14 protein-coding genes and 1 tRNA gene are annotated in these 17,210 nt (G+C 71.8%); 10 read left to right on the top strand and 5 right to left on the bottom strand.

The window, feature by feature from the left end; translation table 11 throughout:
• Positions 1-39 precede the first annotated feature (39 nt).
• The 3 genes from ACZ45E_RS19135 to ACZ45E_RS19145 form a co-directional block, all read right to left on the bottom strand.
• On the bottom strand, positions 40-1,026 hold the full coding sequence (locus tag ACZ45E_RS19135; protein ID WP_468222102.1) for an LCP family protein: 987 nt from the start codon (positions 1,024-1,026) through the stop codon (positions 40-42).
• Between the two features lie 77 nt (positions 1,027-1,103).
• Positions 1,104-3,704, bottom strand: coding sequence for an SUKH-4 family immunity protein (locus tag ACZ45E_RS19140; RefSeq protein WP_468222103.1), 2,601 nt, complete (start codon positions 3,702-3,704; stop codon positions 1,104-1,106).
• Between the two features lie 7 nt (positions 3,705-3,711).
• Positions 3,712-4,707: an SMI1/KNR4 family protein gene (locus ACZ45E_RS19145; protein WP_468222104.1), complete on the bottom strand. Its 996-nt coding sequence runs from the start codon at positions 4,705-4,707 to the stop codon at positions 3,712-3,714.
• Between the two features lie 267 nt (positions 4,708-4,974).
• Here ACZ45E_RS19145 and ACZ45E_RS19150 point away from each other — a divergent pair, with 267 nt between their 5' ends.
• A complete protein-coding gene (locus ACZ45E_RS19150) occupies positions 4,975-5,529 on the top strand; it encodes a YwqJ-related putative deaminase (protein WP_468222106.1) in 555 nt (184 codons plus the stop codon).
• Positions 5,529-6,041, top strand: a complete 513-nt coding sequence (locus tag ACZ45E_RS19155) for an SUKH-3 domain-containing protein (RefSeq protein ID WP_468222108.1) — start codon at positions 5,529-5,531, stop codon at positions 6,039-6,041. Before ACZ45E_RS19150 ends, ACZ45E_RS19155 begins: the two co-directional genes overlap by 1 nt.
• A gap of 96 nt (positions 6,042-6,137) precedes the next feature.
• Here the strand turns inward: ACZ45E_RS19155 and ACZ45E_RS19160 are convergent, their stop codons facing one another.
• Entirely contained in the window at positions 6,138-7,466 is a 1,329-nt protein-coding gene (locus tag ACZ45E_RS19160) for a sensor histidine kinase (RefSeq protein WP_468222110.1), read from the bottom strand.
• A 247-nt stretch (positions 7,467-7,713) separates the two neighbouring features.
• Between ACZ45E_RS19160 and ACZ45E_RS19165 the strand changes: the two genes are divergently transcribed.
• The 6 genes from ACZ45E_RS19165 (at position 7,714) to ACZ45E_RS19190 (ending at position 12,432) form a co-directional block, all read left to right on the top strand.
• Positions 7,714-7,785: transfer RNA gene (locus ACZ45E_RS19165), tRNA-Gln, on the top strand.
• Between the two features lie 112 nt (positions 7,786-7,897).
• Entirely contained in the window at positions 7,898-9,352 is a 1,455-nt protein-coding gene (gene glmU / locus ACZ45E_RS19170; RefSeq protein ID WP_468222111.1) for a bifunctional UDP-N-acetylglucosamine diphosphorylase/glucosamine-1-phosphate N-acetyltransferase GlmU, read from the top strand.
• Between the two features lie 120 nt (positions 9,353-9,472).
• Positions 9,473-10,450: a ribose-phosphate diphosphokinase gene (locus ACZ45E_RS19175; RefSeq protein ID WP_468222112.1), complete on the top strand. Its 978-nt coding sequence runs from the start codon at positions 9,473-9,475 to the stop codon at positions 10,448-10,450.
• A 176-nt stretch (positions 10,451-10,626) separates the two neighbouring features.
• On the top strand, positions 10,627-11,211 hold the full coding sequence (locus ACZ45E_RS19180) for a 50S ribosomal protein L25/general stress protein Ctc (RefSeq protein WP_468222113.1): 585 nt from the start codon (positions 10,627-10,629) through the stop codon (positions 11,209-11,211).
• Positions 11,212-11,335: 124 nt separating this feature from the next.
• Positions 11,336-11,929, top strand: a complete 594-nt coding sequence (gene pth / locus ACZ45E_RS19185; protein ID WP_468222114.1) for an aminoacyl-tRNA hydrolase — start codon at positions 11,336-11,338, stop codon at positions 11,927-11,929.
• 47 nt (positions 11,930-11,976) lie between these two features.
• Entirely contained in the window at positions 11,977-12,432 is a 456-nt protein-coding gene (locus tag ACZ45E_RS19190) for a hypothetical protein (RefSeq protein WP_468222115.1), read from the top strand.
• 3 nt (positions 12,433-12,435) lie between these two features.
• Here the strand turns inward: ACZ45E_RS19190 and ppc are convergent, their stop codons facing one another.
• A complete protein-coding gene (gene ppc, locus ACZ45E_RS19195; protein WP_468222116.1) occupies positions 12,436-15,174 on the bottom strand; it encodes a phosphoenolpyruvate carboxylase in 2,739 nt (912 codons plus the stop codon).
• Positions 15,175-15,497: 323 nt separating this feature from the next.
• Between ppc and ACZ45E_RS19200 the strand changes: the two genes are divergently transcribed.
• Together ACZ45E_RS19200 and ACZ45E_RS19205 are read left to right on the top strand one after the other, a co-directional pair.
• Positions 15,498-16,496: an acyl-CoA desaturase gene (locus tag ACZ45E_RS19200; protein WP_468222118.1), complete on the top strand. Its 999-nt coding sequence runs from the start codon at positions 15,498-15,500 to the stop codon at positions 16,494-16,496.
• Between the two features lie 12 nt (positions 16,497-16,508).
• On the top strand, positions 16,509-17,210 hold the full coding sequence (locus ACZ45E_RS19205) for a TetR/AcrR family transcriptional regulator (RefSeq protein ID WP_468222119.1): 702 nt from the start codon (positions 16,509-16,511) through the stop codon (positions 17,208-17,210).

Genomic DNA, 17,210 nt, shown 5'->3' on the forward strand with positions numbered 1-17,210 from the left:
CACGCGGCACACCACCCGACTCACCCGGTCAAGGATGCGTCAATTGGTGTCGAAAGTCGGAATCTCGGTGTCTCCGCGCAGCGCGGAGAAGAGCTGTTCGGCCTCGCTCCGGTCCCATTCGACGACGTCACCGGCCCCGGCCACGTACGGCTCGCTCGCCACCGGCACGGTCGCCGTCCCGGCCAGAGCGGACATTTTCCGGCCCATCGTGGCCAGCGCGCCGACGCCGGTGCCGGTGTCGACGGTGATGGAGTCGAGCGAGGTGCGCAGGAACGGGACCAGCTTCCACGGCGGGATCAGCACCGCCGGGCCGAGCGCCTCGTCCGCGATCGCGTCGACCAGTTGCCGCTGGCGCTTCACGCGGCCCAGGTCGCCCTGCGGGTCGGAGTAGCGGGCCCGCGCGTACTGGAGCGCCTGGATCCCGTCCATGTGCCGGCACCCGGCGTCGAAGTCGGCCCCGGACTTCTCGTCGTGCAGACCCCCGTCGGGTACGCAGAGGGTGACGCCGCCGATCGAGTCGACGACGTCCACGAGGCCGAGGAAGTTGATCTCCGCGTAGTGGTCGAGACGCAGGCCCGTCGCCTGCTCGACGGTCCGGGTGAGCAGCTCGGCGCCGCCCAGCGCGTACGCCGCGTTGATCTTGCTCCGGCCGTGGCCGGGCACCTGCACGTACGAGTCGCGGGGGACCGAGATCAGATACGGGCCGCTCTGTCCGTAATGCAGAATCATGATCGTGTCGGTGTTGCGGCCCCCGTCGTTGCCGACGTGCAGCTGCTTGCGCTGTTCGGGCGTCAGGTCCGCGCGCGAGTCCGAGCCGATGAGCAGCCAGTCCGTGCCCTTGCCTGCCGTCGGACGTTCGGCGTCGGCGCCGAAGGCGTCCGTGGTCCGCAGCCGCGAATCCGCCCAGAAGTACAGCCCCGCGCCGTATCCGACCAGCACCACGAGGACCAGGAGCAGCGTCACCAGGACACGCCTGGGCCAGCGCCGCTTCCTCGCCGCGCCGGCCGCTCTCCGTGTGCCTGTCATGAGCGCATGATCGGGGCGCCCGACCCGTCCCGCAGGTCGAGCGCCCCGATGGCCCACCGCTGTCCGGCGCTACGAGGTCACAGCAGGCCGTCCCACATCTGTTCGAGCAGCACCGACCACCAGGTCTCGGGCGAGCCGAGCGCCGCCGGGTCGATCGCGTTCAGCTGCGCCTGGAAGTCGACGGTCCAGCGGCCCGCCTGCTCCGGGTTGAGGCCGTAGCGCAGCCGCCACATCCGGCCGAGCAGCCCGAGCGCGCGCGCGAACTCCGGGAGCCCGCTGTTCACGAACTGCGGCGGCACGGCGGCGCCGCCGGGTCCGGCCTCGACCGGGACGGCCACGATGTTCGCCGTCCCGTACTGGACGCAGATCGCCTTGCCGAAGTCACTGCCCATCACGAGGTACGAGCCCGCGTCCTGCGCCGGCTGCACCCCGCGCTCCTGCGCCAGCTCGGCCAGGGTCGGCACCGGGCGGCCCGGCTGGGCCTGCGCCCAGAAGAACGGCCCGAAGTCGGCCGGCAGACCCGCCACGACCAGCGTGTGCGCCACGATGTCCGGCACGCCCTGCCGCGACACGGCCCGCTGGTCGAACCGGAACACGCCGGGGCCGAACGCCGCGGCCAGCTCCTGCGCGATGCCCTCCGGCGGGACCGGCGGCGCGGGCTGTGCGGGCGGCAGCGGCGCGCGCACCGGCGCGGGCCGGGCCGGACCGTCGGCGACCTGGTGCAACTCGCCCTGGTGCGCGATGAGTTGCTGCATGCCCTGCTGGCGGGAGGCGTGATCGGTGCCGTACGGCGCGATCGACGTGATCCGCGCCTGCGGCCACTGCTCGTTGATCATGCGGGAGCAGTACGCGCCCGGCAGCGCGCAGGACTCCAGCTCCGTATGGAGTTCGAGGACCTGGTCCGCCGGGATGTTCATGGCCCGCAGCTCGTGGAAGATCTGCCACTCCGGGTGCGGCGTGCCCGGCGCGGAACGCCGGATGAGCTGCTGCTCGGAGCCGTCGGGCGCGCGGTAGCGCAGCACGGCCTGGTAGCCCGGGCCCACGGTCGGCTGACCGCCCTGCTGCGGATATCCGTACGCCGCCGGGGGCGGGCCGCCCGGGATCTGCTGCCCGGGCACGGGCGGCGGCATCGCGCCGGGCGGCGGCCCGACGGGCCCCCGCGGTCCCGGCCCGGCGAGCATCGTCGCGGCATGGTGGGCACCGGCGCCGGGTGGCGGGGGCGTGGCGCCGGGCGGCTTCGGCGCGGCGGGCGCACCCGGAGCTCCGGGGGCGCCGGGCGGACCGGGCGGCGGCGGTGCCTGCCCGGGGCCGCCGACAGCCGGTCCGGCCAGCATCGTCGCGGCGTGGTGCACACCGGCGCTGGGCGGCGGGGGCGTGGCACCGGGCGGCTTCGGCGCGGCGGGCGCACCCGGCACCTGGGGCTGCCCGTCAGGGCCGAGCGAGGACACCATCTGCGTCGGCACATAGCCGCCCGCGGCAGCACCGGGAGCACCGGGAGCACCGGGAGCACCGGGCATCCCGGGCGCGCTCGGCGGCGGCGGCGTCCTGGAGCCTCGCGCCGGGCCCTGCGCCTTCCTCGTGGCGACATCGGCGATGTCCCCGGCGTCGGGCGCGGGCGGCGGCGGAACGTCGGGCCCACCCGGGTACCCGTACTGCGGCGCCCCGGGCGGAGGCGTCCCCGGCACGGCGGAGCCCGGCACCGGAGGCGGCATCGCGCCCGGCGGGGGCGGTGGAGGTGTGCTGAACGCCCCCGGAGCAGGCGGCGGCGTCGACCCCCCAGGCGGAGGCGGCACAGGCGAGCCCACCGGACCACCCGGACCACCCGGACCGGCCGAGCCGCCCGAGCCACCCGGACCCTGCGGGTACCCGTACTGCGGTGCCCCGGGCGGAGGCGTCCCCGGCACGGCCGAGCCCGGCACCGGAGGCGGCATCGCGCCCGGCGGGGGCGGCGGCGTCGGGGTGCCGGCCGGCGGCCCCTGCGGGTACCCGTACCGCGGTGCGGGCTGCTCGTCCAGCGCGGGCGACACCGATGTGCGCGGCAGCTGACTGCCGCCCGAGATCAACGCGGTCTTCGCGTCCGGCGTGGCATCGGGCCGCGGCATGTCCTCGGAGAGCGGCGGCGAGAAGACCGTCTCGGGCAGCGGCACCGAACGGTCGTCCTCGTCACCCGCCCCGTTCGTGTCCGTCCCGGCCCACGGCGTCGCCCCCACCGGCACGGCGGGAACGGAGTCCTGCGGCTCGACGGGCGCCGAAGCGGCCGGGGCGGCGGACGAGGAGGCGGACGACGCGCGGCGGTCCGGGATGCCCAGCTTGTCCGCCGCCTCCTGCAACCACTCCGGCGGGCTCAGCAGGAACGACGTCTGGTTCAGGTCCACCCGTTCCGGCGCGCGCGGAGCCGCCGGCTCGGCCGGCCCGTCCGGCAGCCCGTACTCCTCCTCGTAGCGTCGGATCACCTCACCCACGGGCAGCGAGGGCCACAGCGTGACCTCCCCGCTGTCCCGCGCGAGCACGAGCCGCTGCCGGCCGCCGTCGGAGACGGGACCGGACTCGCGGTCCTCCGCCCACACCACGAAGCCGAGCTCGAACTCCCGGACCCGCACCTCCCGGTGCTGGTAGGCGGGCACATCCCCGTTGATCCATTCCTCGGCGCGCTCCTGCGCCTGCGCGAACGTCACCATCGGACCTTCACCCCTCGTCCGCGTACGTCGGGACGGCACTCGCGAAACCGCCGTCCACCATCAGGTTCGCGACCGTCTCCAACTCCGGCGGGTTGCCGGCCAGTCGGGACAGGAACACGTCGAAGTCGTCACCGCACGGGAGCAGCAGCCGCTCCACGCGCTCGGCGACCGACCAGCCGGCCGACTCGCCGCCGTCCCGCGCGTCGTCGTACGCGCAGAACCAGACGGAGCCGGTCGCCGCGCCCCGCACCTTCACGGCGAGGATGCCGCCCTGCACGAAGCCGACCGCCAGGTACTCCTTGGTCAGGTGGTCGCGCAGACACTTGTTGACGTAGACCACGTCGTTGACGGCGGCCTCGTCGCGCACCGTGAAGAACGGCTGGTCGATCAGGAGGCCGAGTTCGGCGTCGAGCGCGGCCCCGACCGGGGCGCAGCCGCCCGCCGCCTTCAGGAACGACCGGTAGGCGCCCGGCAGCCGGTACCCCAGGTCCTCCTCGACGCCGAGCACCTGCTGCTCGGTCACCGCGACCGCCGACTTCGGGAGGCCGAAGTGCGCGGGCCGGGTGTCCTGCAACGGGCGGGTGCCGCGCTTGTGCTGGTCGACGGCGGCCGTCGCGAGCCCGCCGTGATGGCGCAGCAACGCCTTCACCTCGACGGGGACCAGTTCGAGGCGGCGCGAGCCGCGGACGTGGTGCCAGGTCCAGCCGTGCGGGGTCGCCACCGCCGGGATGGTGTCCCACAGTTCGTGCCCGGACGCGGCGAGCGCGGCGTTCGCCGACACGTAGTCCGTGAGGCGCAGCTCGTCGACGCCGAAGCCCTCGGGCGGCTCGGCGATCTCGGCCGCGGCCCGCGCGTACGCGGAGAAGTCCGGATAGCCGTCGCTGTCCACCCGCACCCCTCTGGGGTGCCGGGCGGCGCGGACCGGGTCAGGGAAGTTCACTACCTGCCCGGCGTACGCCGCGTTCGGCGGCGCGGCCTGCTGCCCGAGCCGACCTGTCGTCATGGCGGTTGCCCCCTGCGGCGCTGTTGACGGGTTCCGGTTCCGTACCGAAGTCGTGCCCTGTTGTGACACGTATCGATCGCGGTCGACGACAGCCTATGCGGTTGTACGACACCGGTCACCGGGCCTCCGCTTCCATGACCAGCAGTCACCCCAGTGTCACCACCCCGTGACGATCGGGCGTGTCGGTGGGTACCGGCTTCCCCACCAGCGGCCCCGTTTGGCACTCTGTGCAGGCAACCTGGGGGATTGCAGGAGGGGAAGCAGCACATGCACAGCAGTACCGCAGAGCCATCCGCAGCCACGGAGGCGCCGCCCGGCGACGACCCGCGCGTCGGCTGGAGCGCCGCCGATCCCATCGACGTGCCGGTACTGCGCGGGCGACGTGACGGCATCCTGCCCGCCGTCGCCGCCGCGCTGTCGGTGCGCGGCAGCACGCTCACGTCCACCGCCGCCCGCGGCGAAGTGGCGCCCGGCCTGCACCCGTTGGTGCAGGATTTCCTGGACACGCTGACGAGTGCCCAGCGGGACCGGTTCACCGGGCGCTGCGCCGAGACCATCCTCATCTCGCGCCACCTCGCGGCCAGCGACGCCGAGCGCGTCGAGAAGTCCAAGCGTGCCCGGCGCAGACCCATGACGGTGGGCGAGGCCCGCAAGGCCCTCAAGCACGCCAAACTCACCACCCGGCGCATCCGCGAGGACGGCGACCCGCTGCACGGCGGCTTCGCCCGGCCCTGCCGCGCCTGCGCCGCGCTGACGGCCCACTTCGGCGTACGGGTAGTGGACCCGACCGCAGACTCAGCCGAGAGCGAGACCGCCCACTGATGCCGAGCACCGAATCCGTCTCCGTGGAACGCGCCTCCGCTCCCCGCTTCACCGTGCCGGCCGACGCCGCGCTGCGCGCCGCCGGCTGGCAGCCGGGGCGCTGGGACATCAAGCAGGCCGAGTTCTGGGCCGACGCGCTGCGCACCCATGTCTCCCCGGCCGGCCACCGGCACGCCGTCTTCCCCGCGGCGGTGGAGGCCTGGGCGGAGTTCGGCGGCCTGCATCTCACGCCGACCGGGCCTGGCCGCCAGATCGCCCCGGTCCAGCCGCACCTCGATCCGCTGCACGGGCTCCACATGGCCCGCACCCTGGGCGACCTCGGCCGCGCCCTCGACACCGAAGTGAGCCCGCTGGGCGCGGAGTCCGGCACGGAGGCCCTGCTGGCGATCGACACGGCGGGCCGCGTCTACGCCCTCGACCACAGCGGCGACTGGTACCTGGGCCCCGACATCGACCGCGCCCTGGAGACCTTGATCACGGGCATCCAGCCGCCCCGCCTCCAGGCGCTGTAGAACCCGGGGCGGGACCGCCCCGGGCTTTCGCACCCCCAGCCCCGCGGGCCACGGAACACCCCGGCCCGCGAAGCCCCCGCTCCCCCAGGGCCTGTCCTACGCCGTCGGCAGTACCGCCGACACGCGGTAACCCCCCGCGTCCGTGGGTCCCGAGACGAAGACGCCGCCCAGGCCGGTCACCCGCTCCTCCATGCCGACCAGGCCGTTCCCGCCCGAGGGGAGCCCCGCCGACGACGCGTCCGACGGCACCGGCGGCGGCTCGTTCTCCACCTGCATCGCCACCTCGGCGCCCCGGTGCGCGAGGCGGACGTACGTCTTCGCCCCGGCCGCGTGCTTGTGCACATTGGTGAGCGCCTCCTGGACGACGCGGTACGCGGTCTGCTCCACCGCCGCCGCGTAGCCCCGGGCCTCCCCCTCCACGGTCATCTCCACCACCATCCCGGCCTCCCGGGACTGGCCCACCAGCTCGTCCAGCTCCGCCAGCCACGGGCCGCTCTCCGCCGGCCCGGCCGCCGCCTCCGCGCGGGACGCCGCCGCGGCCGCCGCCACCCCGACCGCCGCCAGCGGCAGCGCCTCGAAGCTCCGGCCCGGCTTCGGCGCCGGCTCCCCCGCCCGCAGCACGCCGAGCATCTCGCGCAGCTCGGTGAGCGCCTGCCGGCCCATGTCGCCGACCAGCGCCGCGTTGTGCACGGCCTTCTCCGGGTCCTTGCGCGCCACCGCCTGCAACGCCGCCGCGTGCACCACCATCAGCGACACCCGGTGCGCCACCACGTCGTGCATCTCCCGCGCGATCCGCGTGCGCTCCTCGCCCCGCGCCCACTCGGCCCGCTCCTCGGCCCGCTCCGCGAGCAGCGACAGCTCCCGTTCCAGCGATTCGTTCCGCTCGCGCAGGCTCTCCATCAGCCGGCGCCGCGCGCCCACGTAGAGGCCGAGCAGCAACGGCGGCGCCGACACCCCGAGCGACGTGGTGATGGCGACGAACGGCACGAACCAGCCGCCCACCTGGAACCGGTCGCTGTGCACCATGTCCTGCTGCGCCCGGACGACCGACACGATCAGCGTCCCGACGAACGACATGCCGGCCAGCGCCCCGATGATCCGGCGTGGCATCTCCGACGCGGCCAGCGAGTACAGCCCGACGACGGTGAGCATGATGCCCATCTGGGCCGGCGTCACCGCCACCGAGACCAGCACCACCGCGATCGGCCAGCGCCGCCGCAGCAGCAGCGTCGCGCCGGTCAGCACCCCGAAGAGGATCCCCGTCCAGACCGGCAGGCCGGCCTTGTGCGCGAAGGGCACCCCCTCGAAGGCGCACTCCACGGCCGACGCCGCCGCGAGCCCCACATCCAGCACGGCGCTGCGCCGCCGCTCCCACCACCACGGCCCCCCGGCCGTGGCTCGGTGAACTTCCCCCGTCGTGGTCATACCTCCAGCCTACGGGCGGGCGGCGCCCGATTTCCGGCGAGTTTTACTTACTGGATCCCCTCGCGAGCCAGATTCGAACAGGAGCGAAACCCACCGGTATCGCTCGAACTGCTGAGCAGCGGCGCCTTCCGTCCCGGACACCCCCTCAGGGGTGCCGAGTTGTACCGTCGCGTAGAAGGTGCCTGGTACGGCATAGTGTTGGGGGCCCACTCGGCGAACCGACGTAATGTCCGGTTCCTGGGCTTATTCCCCTGTGGTGTAATTGGCAGCACTGTGGCTTTTGGTGCCATCTGTCCGGGTTCGAGTCCTGGCAGGGGAGCCCTCCTCGGTTCGGGGCCCGACCCAACGGTCGGGCCCCGCCGCCATTTCCCCCCACGAACACCCCGGTATCCTGCGGATGTCCACCCCATTCGAAGCCGAAGGGCACACCCGTGAGCGCCAACCGCCCGGCCGCCGTCGTCGTTCTCGCAGCGGGTGAGGGCACCCGTATGAAGTCGGCCACCCCCAAAGTCCTGCACGAACTCTGCGGCCGCTCGCTGGTCGGCCACGTGCTGGCCGCCGCGCGGGAGCTGGACCCCGAGCAGCTCGTCGTGGTGGTGGGGCACGCGCGCGAGAAGGTCACCGCGCACCTGGGCGCCGTCGACCCCGAGGTCCGCACCGCCGTACAGGCCGAACAGAACGGCACGGGCCACGCCGTACGCGTCGGCCTGGAGGGCCTCGCCCCCGAGGGCGCCCTCGACGGGACCGTCGTGGTGGTGTGCGGCGACACCCCGCTGCTGACCGGCGAAACGCTCACCGCGCTGGCCGCGACGCACTCCGCCGACGGCAACGCGGTGACCGTGCTGACCGCCGACGTGCCGGACGCCACCGGCTACGGCCGCATCGTCCGCGACACCGACTCCGGCGCCGTGACGGCGATCGTCGAGCACAAGGACGCCACCGAGGCCCAGCGGGCGCTCACCGAGATCAACTCGGGCGTCTTCGCCTTCGACGGCCGCCTCCTCGCCGACGCCCTCAAGAAGGTGCGTACGGACAACAGCCAGGGCGAGGAGTACCTGACGGACGTGCTCGGCATCCTGCGCGGGGCCGGCCACCGGGTCGGCGCGTCCGTGGCGCGCGACCACCGCGAGATCGCCGGCATCAACAACCGCGTCCAGCTCGCCGAGGCGCGCCGCATCCTCAACGACCGCCTCCTCGAGCGCGCGATGCTCGACGGCGTCACCGTCATCGACCCGGCCAGCACCTTCATCGACGTGACGGTCACCTTCGACCGCGACGCCACGATCCTGCCGGGCACCCAGCTGCACGGCACGACGCACCTCGGTGAGGGCTCCGTCGTCGGCCCCAACACCCGCCTCACCGACACCACGGTGGGCGTCGGCGCCCAGGCGGACAACACGGTCGCCTACAGCTCGGAGATCGGCCCGCAGGCGTCCGTCGGCCCGTTCGCCTACCTGCGCCCCGGCACGCGCCTCGGCCTCAAGTCGAAGGTGGGTACGTTCGTCGAGCTGAAGAAGGCGTCGATCGGCGAGGGCACGAAGGTGCCGCACCTGTCCTACGTGGGCGACGCGACCATCGGCGACCACACCAACATCGGTGCCGCGAGCGTCTTCGTGAACTACGACGGGGAGGCCAAGCACCACTCGACCGTCGGATCACACTGCAAGACGGGCGCGGACAACATGTTTGTGGCGCCTGTCACCATCGGGGACGGCGCCTACACCGCCGCCGGCTCGGTCATCACGAAGGACGTCGCGGCCGGTTCACTGGCCGTGGCCCGGGGCCAGCAACGGAATATCGAGGGTTGGGTCGCCCGGAAGCGTCCCGGGAGCGCGGCCGCGAAGGCGGCGGAGGCGGCGTCGCGGGAGCCGGGCAGCGAAGGCTGACCGGAAACAGGTGCGTCCGACACGGCGTACCGTGATAGTTGCTCACGATTCGCCTGGCTCGCTGCTATAGGGACGCGCGGGCAGCTGCGGCGGACGAACTCGTCTGAGGAGACTAGTGCTGTGACCGGGCTTAAGACGCAGGGCGAGAAGAAGATGATGTTCTTCTCTGGCCGCGCCCACCCCGAGCTTGCGGAGGAGATCGCGCACCAGCTCGGTGTCGGGATCGTTCCGACGAAGGCTTTCGATTTCGCCAACGGCGAGATCTACGTCCGCTACCAGGAGTCCGCTCGCGGTGCCGACTGCTTCCTGATCCAGAGCCACACGGCTCCGATCAACAAGTGGATCATGGAGCAGCTCATCATGATCGACGCGCTCAAGCGCGCGTCGGCCCGCTCCATCACCGTCATCGTGCCGTTCTACGGTTACGCGCGGCAGGACAAGAAGCACCGTGGACGTGAACCGATCTCGGCGCGTCTGATCGCGGATCTGATGAAGACCGCGGGTGCCGACCGGATTCTCACGGTCGACCTGCACACCGACCAGATCCAGGGCTTCTTCGACGGCCCGGTCGACCACCTGTTCGCGCTGCCGATCCTCGCGGACTACGTGGGCGCGAAGGTGGACCGCTCGAAGCTGACGGTCGTCTCCCCCGACGCCGGCCGCGTGCGCGTCGCCGACCGCTGGTGCGACCGGCTCGGCGCCCCGCTGGCCATCGTGCACAAGCGCCGCGACAAGGACGTCGCCAACCAGGTCACCGTGCACGAGGTCGTCGGTGACGTGGAGGGCCGGGTCTGTGTCCTGGTCGACGACATGATCGACACCGGTGGCACGATCTGCGCCGCGGCGGACGCGCTCTTCGCGCACGGCGCCGAGGACGTCATAGTGACGGCGACGCACGGTGTGCTCTCGGGCCCCGCCGCGGACCGGCTGAAGAACTCGAAGGTGAGCGAGTTCGTCTTCACCAACACGCTGCCGACGCCGAGCGAGCTGGAGCTCGACAAGATCACGGTCCTGTCGATCGCCCCGACCATCGCCTCCGCGGTCCGCGAGGTCTTCGAGGACGGCTCGGTCACCAGCCTCTTCGAGGGCGAAGCGTAAAGATCCATTTGGGTACGGCCTTCCTCGCCGCGTAGACTGCCGGAGTTGCTCGGCGAGGGAGGCCGTACTTTTCTGTACGGCGATCCGTTATCGACGCGCTCTTCGTAGCAGGCCGTTCGTGGCCGGGTGACCACCTTTCCTGGATTCACCCCAGTTCTACGAGGAGTTGAGAGCGCATGTCCGAGGTCAAGCTCGCCACTGAGGTCCGTTCCGAGTTCGGCAAGGGCGCTGCCCGCCGCATCCGCCGCGAGAACAAGGTTCCCGGCGTCGTCTACGGCCACGGTGGCGACCCGATCCACGTCACGCTGCCGGGCCACGAGCTGTCGCTCGCCCTGCGCACCCCGAACGTCCTGCTGGCCCTGGAGCTCAACGGCACCAAGCAGCTGGCCATCCCGAAGGCCGTGCAGCGCGACCCGCTGAAGGGCTTCCTCGAGCACGTCGACCTGCTCCTCGTGAAGCTCGGCGAGAAGGTCACCGTCGAGCTCCCGATCCTCACCGAGGGCGAGCTGGCCGCCGGCGCCAACCTGCTCGAGCACGTGCTGAACACGCTCTCCGTCGAGACCGAGGCCACGCACATCCCGGAGTCGGTCACCGTCTCCATCGCCGGCCTCGACGCCGGTGACGCCGTCTACGCCAAGGACATCACGCTGCCCGCCGGCACCGAGCTGTCCACCGACGCGGACGCCATCGTCCTCCAGGTCCTGTCGGCGCAGGCCGAGGAGGCCCCGGCGGACGCCGACGGCGACGCCTCGGAGGCCTGAGCCTTCGCGGCTTTCAGCGTCTGAACCGGTCGTACGGGGTGGTGGGCACGGTCCGCCACCCCGTACCGCTGTATCCGGATCGAGCCGTACCGACGTCCCGTACGTACACGCGTAAGGAATGTGCATGTCCGACGACAACGCCCCCTGGCTGATCGCCGGGCTCGGCAACCCCGGCCCCGAGTACGCGATGAACCGGCACAACGTCGGCTTCATGGTGGCGGACCTGCTGGCGCGGCGGATGGGCGCCAAGTTCAAGCGCGCGACGAAGGCACAGGCCCAGGTCGTGGAGGGCCGCATCGGCCCGCCCGGGCCCGCGAACCGGCGCGTGATCCTCGCGAAGCCGATGTCGTACATGAACGTCTCCGGCGGCCCCGTGACGTCGCTGCGCGACTTCTACAAGGTGCCCACCGAGCGCATCGTGGCCGTCCACGACGAACTGGACATCGACTACGGGGTGCTGCGCCTGAAGCTGGGCGGCGGCGACAACGGCCACAACGGGCTGAAGTCGATGACCAAGGCGATGGGGCCCGACTACCACCGGGTGCGGTTCGGGATCGGCCGGCCTCCGGGGCGGATGCAGGTCGCGGACTTCGTCCTGAAGGACTTCTCGTCCGCGGAGCGCAAGGAGCTGGACTACTTCGTGGACCGCGCGGCCGACGCGGTCGAGTCACTCGTCACCGAGGGCCTGGAGCGCGCGCAGTCGGCGTACAACTCCTGAGCACCGACTGTTGACCGTACGCGTACTCATGGCCAAAGATCACGGCCATGGCTTCAGCGGTGTCGGTCTCCCGGCGGGTCGCGGCGTCGGCCGTCGCCCTGCTCCTTGTGGTGGCGGGGTTCTGGGCGTCCTGGGGCGCCGCGCAGCACGTGGTGTTCCCCAAGGGGCGCCAGCACGGTGAGCTGCTGGTGGAGCGGTGCGCCGGCAGTACCTGCAGCGGTCCGCTGGCCTCGGCCCGCGGCGGCGCGGACATGTCGATCCGGCGCTCCGTCGGCGTCAAGAAGGGCGCCCGCATCCCCGTCGTCATCAAACCGAGCAGCCACCAGGCCGTGCGCTCGGGCGCGGCGGGGTTCTTCCATTCCTGGGTGCCGCTGGGCGGTGCGCTGCTGCTGGCGGCGGTGATCCTCGCGGGCGGAATGCTGAACCGGCGCCTCGCGTGGATCACGGGAGGCGCCGGTTTCGCGGTGCTGACGGCGGCGTTCGTCGCCGTCAGCCTCGTCTAGCGATCAGCCGGTGTTGCGCAGGCCGGCCGCCACGCCGTTCACCGTGAGCAGCAGGGCCCGGGCGAGGGTCGGGTCCGGCTCCTGGCCGGCGGCGGCCGCGTCGCGCTGCCGCTTGAGCAGGGCGACCTGGAGGTAGGAGATCGGGTCCAGGTAGGCGTCACGGATGTCGAAGGTCTGCTTCAACACCGGGTGCGCCTCCAGGAGTTCACTCTCGCCGGTGACGCGCAGCACTTCCCGTACGGTCAGCTCGTGCTCGGCCTCGATGTCGGCGAAGACGTGCTTGAGGTTCTCCGGGACGAGCGTGTCGACGTAGTGCCGGGCGATCCGCAGGTCGGTCTTGGCGAGCGTCATCTCGACGTTGGAGATGAAGTTCTGGAAGAAGTGCCAGCGCTCGTGCATCTCCTCCAGCATGGAGTCGAGGCCCGCCTCGCGCAGCGCCTTGAGGCCCGAGCCCACACCGAACCAGCCGGGCACGATCTGCCGCGACTGCGTCCAGCCGAACACCCACGGGATGGCGCGCAGGCCGTCGAGGGAGACGCCCGAGCCGGGGCGGCGGGAGGGCCGCGAGCCCAGGTGCAGGTCGGCGAGCTGGTCCACCGGCGTGGAGGCGAGGAAGTACGTCGGCAGGTCCGGGTCCTCGACGAGCTTGCGGTACGCGGCGTGGGCCGCGTCGCTCACCACGTCCATCGCGGCGTCCCAGCGGGACAGCGCCTCGTCGGACTGGCGCGGCGCGGTGTGCAGGGCCGACGCCTGGAGCGTGGCCGCGACGGTCAGCTCCAGGTTCTCCCTGGCCAGCGACGGCACCAGGTACTTGTCGCTGATCACCTCGCCCTGCTCGGTCACCTTGATCTCGCCCTCCAGGGTCCCCCAGGGCTGGGCGAGGATCGCGTCGTGCGAGGGGCCGCCGCCGCGGCCGACGGTGCCGCCGCGGCCGTGGAAGAGGCGCAGGCGCACGCCGTAGCGGTGGGCGACGTCGCGCAGCCGGCGCTGGGCGCGGTGGATCTCCCACTGCGAGGTGGTGATGCCGCCGAACTTCGAGGAGTCGGAGTAGCCGAGCATGACCTCCTGCACGTCCCCGTTGAGCGCGACGAGGCGCCGGTAGGACGGGTCGGAGAGCATGTCCTCCAGGATCGTGTCGGCGGCCTTGAGCTCGTCCGTCGTCTCCAGGAGCGGCACGATGCCGATCTTCGCCCAGCCCGCGTGCAGGTCGATGAGCCCGGCCTCGCGGGCGAGCACGGCCGCGGCGAAGACGTCGTCGGCGCCCTGGCACATCGAGATGATGTACGACTCGATGACCTCGGGCCCGAACACGTCGAGGGCCTTCGCCACGGTGTGGAAGACGCCGAGGGTCTTCTCACCGGCCGCGTCCAGCGGCGCCGGGGTCGGCGCGAGCGGACGCCGCGACCTGAGCTCCTTGGCGAGCAGCTTGCCGCGGTAGTCGCGGGGCATGTCCGCGTAGCGCCACGACTCCTCGCCGAGCCGGTCGAAGAGCTGGCCGAGGGCGTGGTGGTGGGCGTCGGCGTGCTCGCGTACGTCCATCGTGGCCAGCTGCAGACCGAACGCGGAGAGCGTGCGGATCGTACGGTTCATCCGGCCGTCGGCGAAGAGGCCGCCGCGGTGCTCGCGCAGCGAGGTCTGGATGAGGGTGAGGTCGCGAAGGAGCTCGGCCGTGCCGAGGTAGTCGCGGCCCTCGACGTGCGGGGTGTTCCTGGCGAGCCGCTCCTTGGTGTTCTCCAGCTTCTGCCGGATCGCGGTCGCCTTGAGCCGGTACGGCTCCTCGGCGTTGAGCCGCTTGTAGCGGGGGCTGATCTCCGGCAGCCGCTCCAGGTCGCTCCGGAGCGAGGTGAGCAGCTCCTCGGTGGCGCCCGTGTAGCGGATCGAGTTCGACAGGAAGCCGCGCAGCTCGTCGATGAGGTCGAGCGCGTCGTTGATGCCGTGCTCGTGCTGGAGGATCAGGACGTCCCAGGTCACCTGCGGGGTGACGTTCGGGTTGCCGTCGCGGTCGCCGCCGATCCAGGTGCCGAAGGTGAGCGGCCGGGTCTCGTCGGGGAGGGAGACGCCGACGCGCTCCAGCTCGGCGGTGAGGTCCTCGAGCACGTCACCGACGGCACCGGCGTGCAGCTCGTCGAGGTAGTAGATGGCGTTGCGCGACTCGTCGGTGACCTCGGGGCGGACGACGCGCAGCTCGTCCGTCTGCCACACCAGGTCGATGTTCTCGGCGAGACGGGTGTCGTAGCGGCGGCGGTCGGTCTCCAGGACCGGCGTCTCCAGGAGCGTGGCGATCCGGCGCAGCTTGTTCAGCACGGAGCGCCGGGCGGCCTCGGTGGGGTGGGCCGTGAAGACGGGGCGCACGTTGAGGTTGCGCACGGTCTCGCGCAGGTGGTCCGGGTCGGCGTCCTTGAGGCGGTCCGCGGTGCGGGCCAACAGGCTGCCCTCGGCGGCGCGCTTGGCACGCAGCTCACGGCCACGGTGCACCTGCTCGGTCACGTTGGCCAGGTGGAAATAGGTGGAGAAGGCGCGGACCAGCTTGGCCGCCGTCTCCAGCTCGGTACCGCGCAGCAGCTCGGCGGCGGCCTCGCCGTCCTCGCGCGTCAGGCGGCGGACCTTCTCGACCAGTTCGAGGAGTTCGGGCCCCTCCTGCCGGACGAGGGTCTCGCCCAGCAGGTCACCGAGACGGCGGATGTCGGCGCGCAGCTCGGGACTGGTTCTCGTCGCAACGGTCGATTCGTCGGCACTGCTCACAGGTGCGGCTCCTTGCAGTGGTGAAGCTCGTCTGGAGGGAGGAGTCCCCGGAACCGGGTACTAGTCCCGGATGGAGATTCAGAGCGGACCGCGCTGTCCGACCGTTTCCAAGGATATGTGCCCGCGCTCCCGGCACCGCCCGGGGCCTCGCGGCGTCCGGTTACGCGCTGCCGTGCCTACGACCCCGTAAGTTACGGAACCGTAGGAACTAACGGAGGCACCGCATCCGCGGATCTCAGTTGATCTCCTCACCAGACTCGGCCCCTCTCAACCCTTCTCGACGCCCTCGACCTCCCAGCCTTCGACATACAGGGGACTTCCCAATGGCCACAAGCTCCGATGTGATCGAAAACGTCCCGGAAGACGCGCCCGCAACCACGACGACCCCGGCCCCTACGCAGATGGGGACCCTGGGCGGCGAACAGAAGCGCTCCGTCGAGCAGATCACGCTGCTCCTCTTCATCGCCGTACCGTTCCTCGCCATCCTCGCGGCGGTGCCCCTGGCCTGGGGCTGGGGCGTCAGCTGGCTCGATATCGGGCTGCTCGTCTTCTTCTACTACCTCGGCTGCCACGGCATCACGATCGGCTTCCACCGCTACTTCACGCACGGCGCCTTCAAGGCGAAGCGCCCGCTGCGCATCGCGCTCGCCATCGCCGGGTCGATGGCGGTGGAGGGCCCCCTCGTCCGCTGGGTCGCCGACCACCGCAAGCACCACAAGTTCTCCGACGCCGAGGGCGACCCGCACTCGCCGTGGCGGTACGGGGAGACCGTGCCGGCCCTGATGAAGGGCCTGTGGTGGGCGCACATGGGCTGGATGTTCGACGAGGAGCAGACCTCGCAGGAGAAGTACGCGCCCGACCTGATCAAGGACCCGGCGCTGCGCGCGGTCTCCCGCCAGTTCGTCCTGTGGACGCTGCTGTCGCTGTTCCTGCCCGCCCTGATCGGCGGCCTGGTGACGATGTCGTGGTGGGGCGCGTTCACGGCGTTCTTCTGGGGTTCGCTCGTGCGGGTGGCCCTGCTGCACCACGTCACCTGGTCGATCAACTCGATCTGTCACGCGGTCGGCAAGCGCCCCTTCAAGTCCCGTGACCGCTCGGGCAACGTGTGGTGGCTGGCCGTCCTCTCCTGCGGCGAGTCCTGGCACAACCTGCACCACGCCGACCCGACGTCGGCGCGCCACGGCGTGCTGCGCGGTCAGATCGACTCCTCGGCGCGGCTGATCCGCTGGTTCGAGCAGCTGGGCTGGGCGTCCGACGTGCGCTGGCCGTCGAAGGAGCGCATCGCCGCGCGCCGCAGGGCCGAGGCCGCCGACGCGAGGTGAACCCGGCACGGCATGATGGAGCGTGTGGCGACCGACTCAAGCAATGCGAGCAATGCGAGCAGCGACAGGCCTGACAAGGCCGACAAGCCTCGGCGCGCGCGGCGTACGCGGATGACGGGAGCCGAGCGCCGACAGCAATTGCTGGAGATCGGCCGCACCCTCTTCGCCGCCAAGGGTTTCGAGGGCACGTCGGTCGAGGAGATCGCGGCGAAGGCCGGGGTCTCCAAGCCGATGGTGTACGAGCACTTCGGCGGCAAAGAGGGGTTGTACGCGGTCGTCGTGGACCGGGAGATGCGCCAGCTCCTGTCCATGGTGACCAGCTCCCTCACGGCCGGCCACCCGCGTGAACTGTGCGAGCAGGCGGCGTTCGCGCTCCTCGACTACATCGAGGAGTACACCGACGGCTTCCGCATCCTGGTCCGCGACTCCCCCATCCCGCAGTCCACGGGCTCCTTCGCGTCGCTGATCTCCGACATCGCCACGCAGGTCGAGGACATCCTGGGCCGCGAGTTCAAGGCCCGCGGCTTCGACTCCAAGCTCGCCCCGCTCTACGCGCAGGCGCTGGTCGGCATGGTCGCGCTGACCGGCCAGTGGTGGCTGGACGCCCGCAAGCCGAAGAAGGCGGAGGTCGCCGCGCATCTGGTGAATCTGGCGTGGCACGGCCTCGACGGCCTCGAACCGAAGCCCCGCCTGATAGGTCACCGCAAGAGCTGA

The organism is Streptomyces sp. NPDC030991 (assembly GCF_055571235.1).

What these genes read in the sequence shown, in the direction of transcription:
- ACZ45E_RS19135 (WP_468222102.1), bottom strand. Translation starts at nt 1,026, where the DNA reads ATGACAGGCACACGGAGAGCGGCCGGCGCGGCGAGGAAGCGGCGCTGG.
- ACZ45E_RS19140 (WP_468222103.1), bottom strand. Translation starts at nt 3,704, where the DNA reads ATGGTGACGTTCGCGCAGGCGCAGGAGCGCGCCGAGGAATGGATCAAC.
- ACZ45E_RS19145 (WP_468222104.1), bottom strand. Translation starts at nt 4,707, where the DNA reads ATGACGACAGGTCGGCTCGGGCAGCAGGCCGCGCCGCCGAACGCGGCG.
- ACZ45E_RS19150 (WP_468222106.1), top strand. Translation starts at nt 4,975, where the DNA reads ATGCACAGCAGTACCGCAGAGCCATCCGCAGCCACGGAGGCGCCGCCC.
- ACZ45E_RS19155 (WP_468222108.1), top strand. Translation starts at nt 5,529, where the DNA reads ATGCCGAGCACCGAATCCGTCTCCGTGGAACGCGCCTCCGCTCCCCGC.
- ACZ45E_RS19160 (WP_468222110.1), bottom strand. Translation starts at nt 7,466, where the DNA reads ATGACCACGACGGGGGAAGTTCACCGAGCCACGGCCGGGGGGCCGTGG.
- ACZ45E_RS19180 (WP_468222113.1), top strand. Translation starts at nt 10,627, where the DNA reads ATGTCCGAGGTCAAGCTCGCCACTGAGGTCCGTTCCGAGTTCGGCAAG.
- pth (WP_468222114.1), top strand. Translation starts at nt 11,336, where the DNA reads ATGTCCGACGACAACGCCCCCTGGCTGATCGCCGGGCTCGGCAACCCC.
- ACZ45E_RS19190 (WP_468222115.1), top strand. Translation starts at nt 11,977, where the DNA reads ATGGCTTCAGCGGTGTCGGTCTCCCGGCGGGTCGCGGCGTCGGCCGTC.
- ACZ45E_RS19200 (WP_468222118.1), top strand. Translation starts at nt 15,498, where the DNA reads ATGGCCACAAGCTCCGATGTGATCGAAAACGTCCCGGAAGACGCGCCC.
- ACZ45E_RS19205 (WP_468222119.1), top strand. Translation starts at nt 16,509, where the DNA reads ATGATGGAGCGTGTGGCGACCGACTCAAGCAATGCGAGCAATGCGAGC.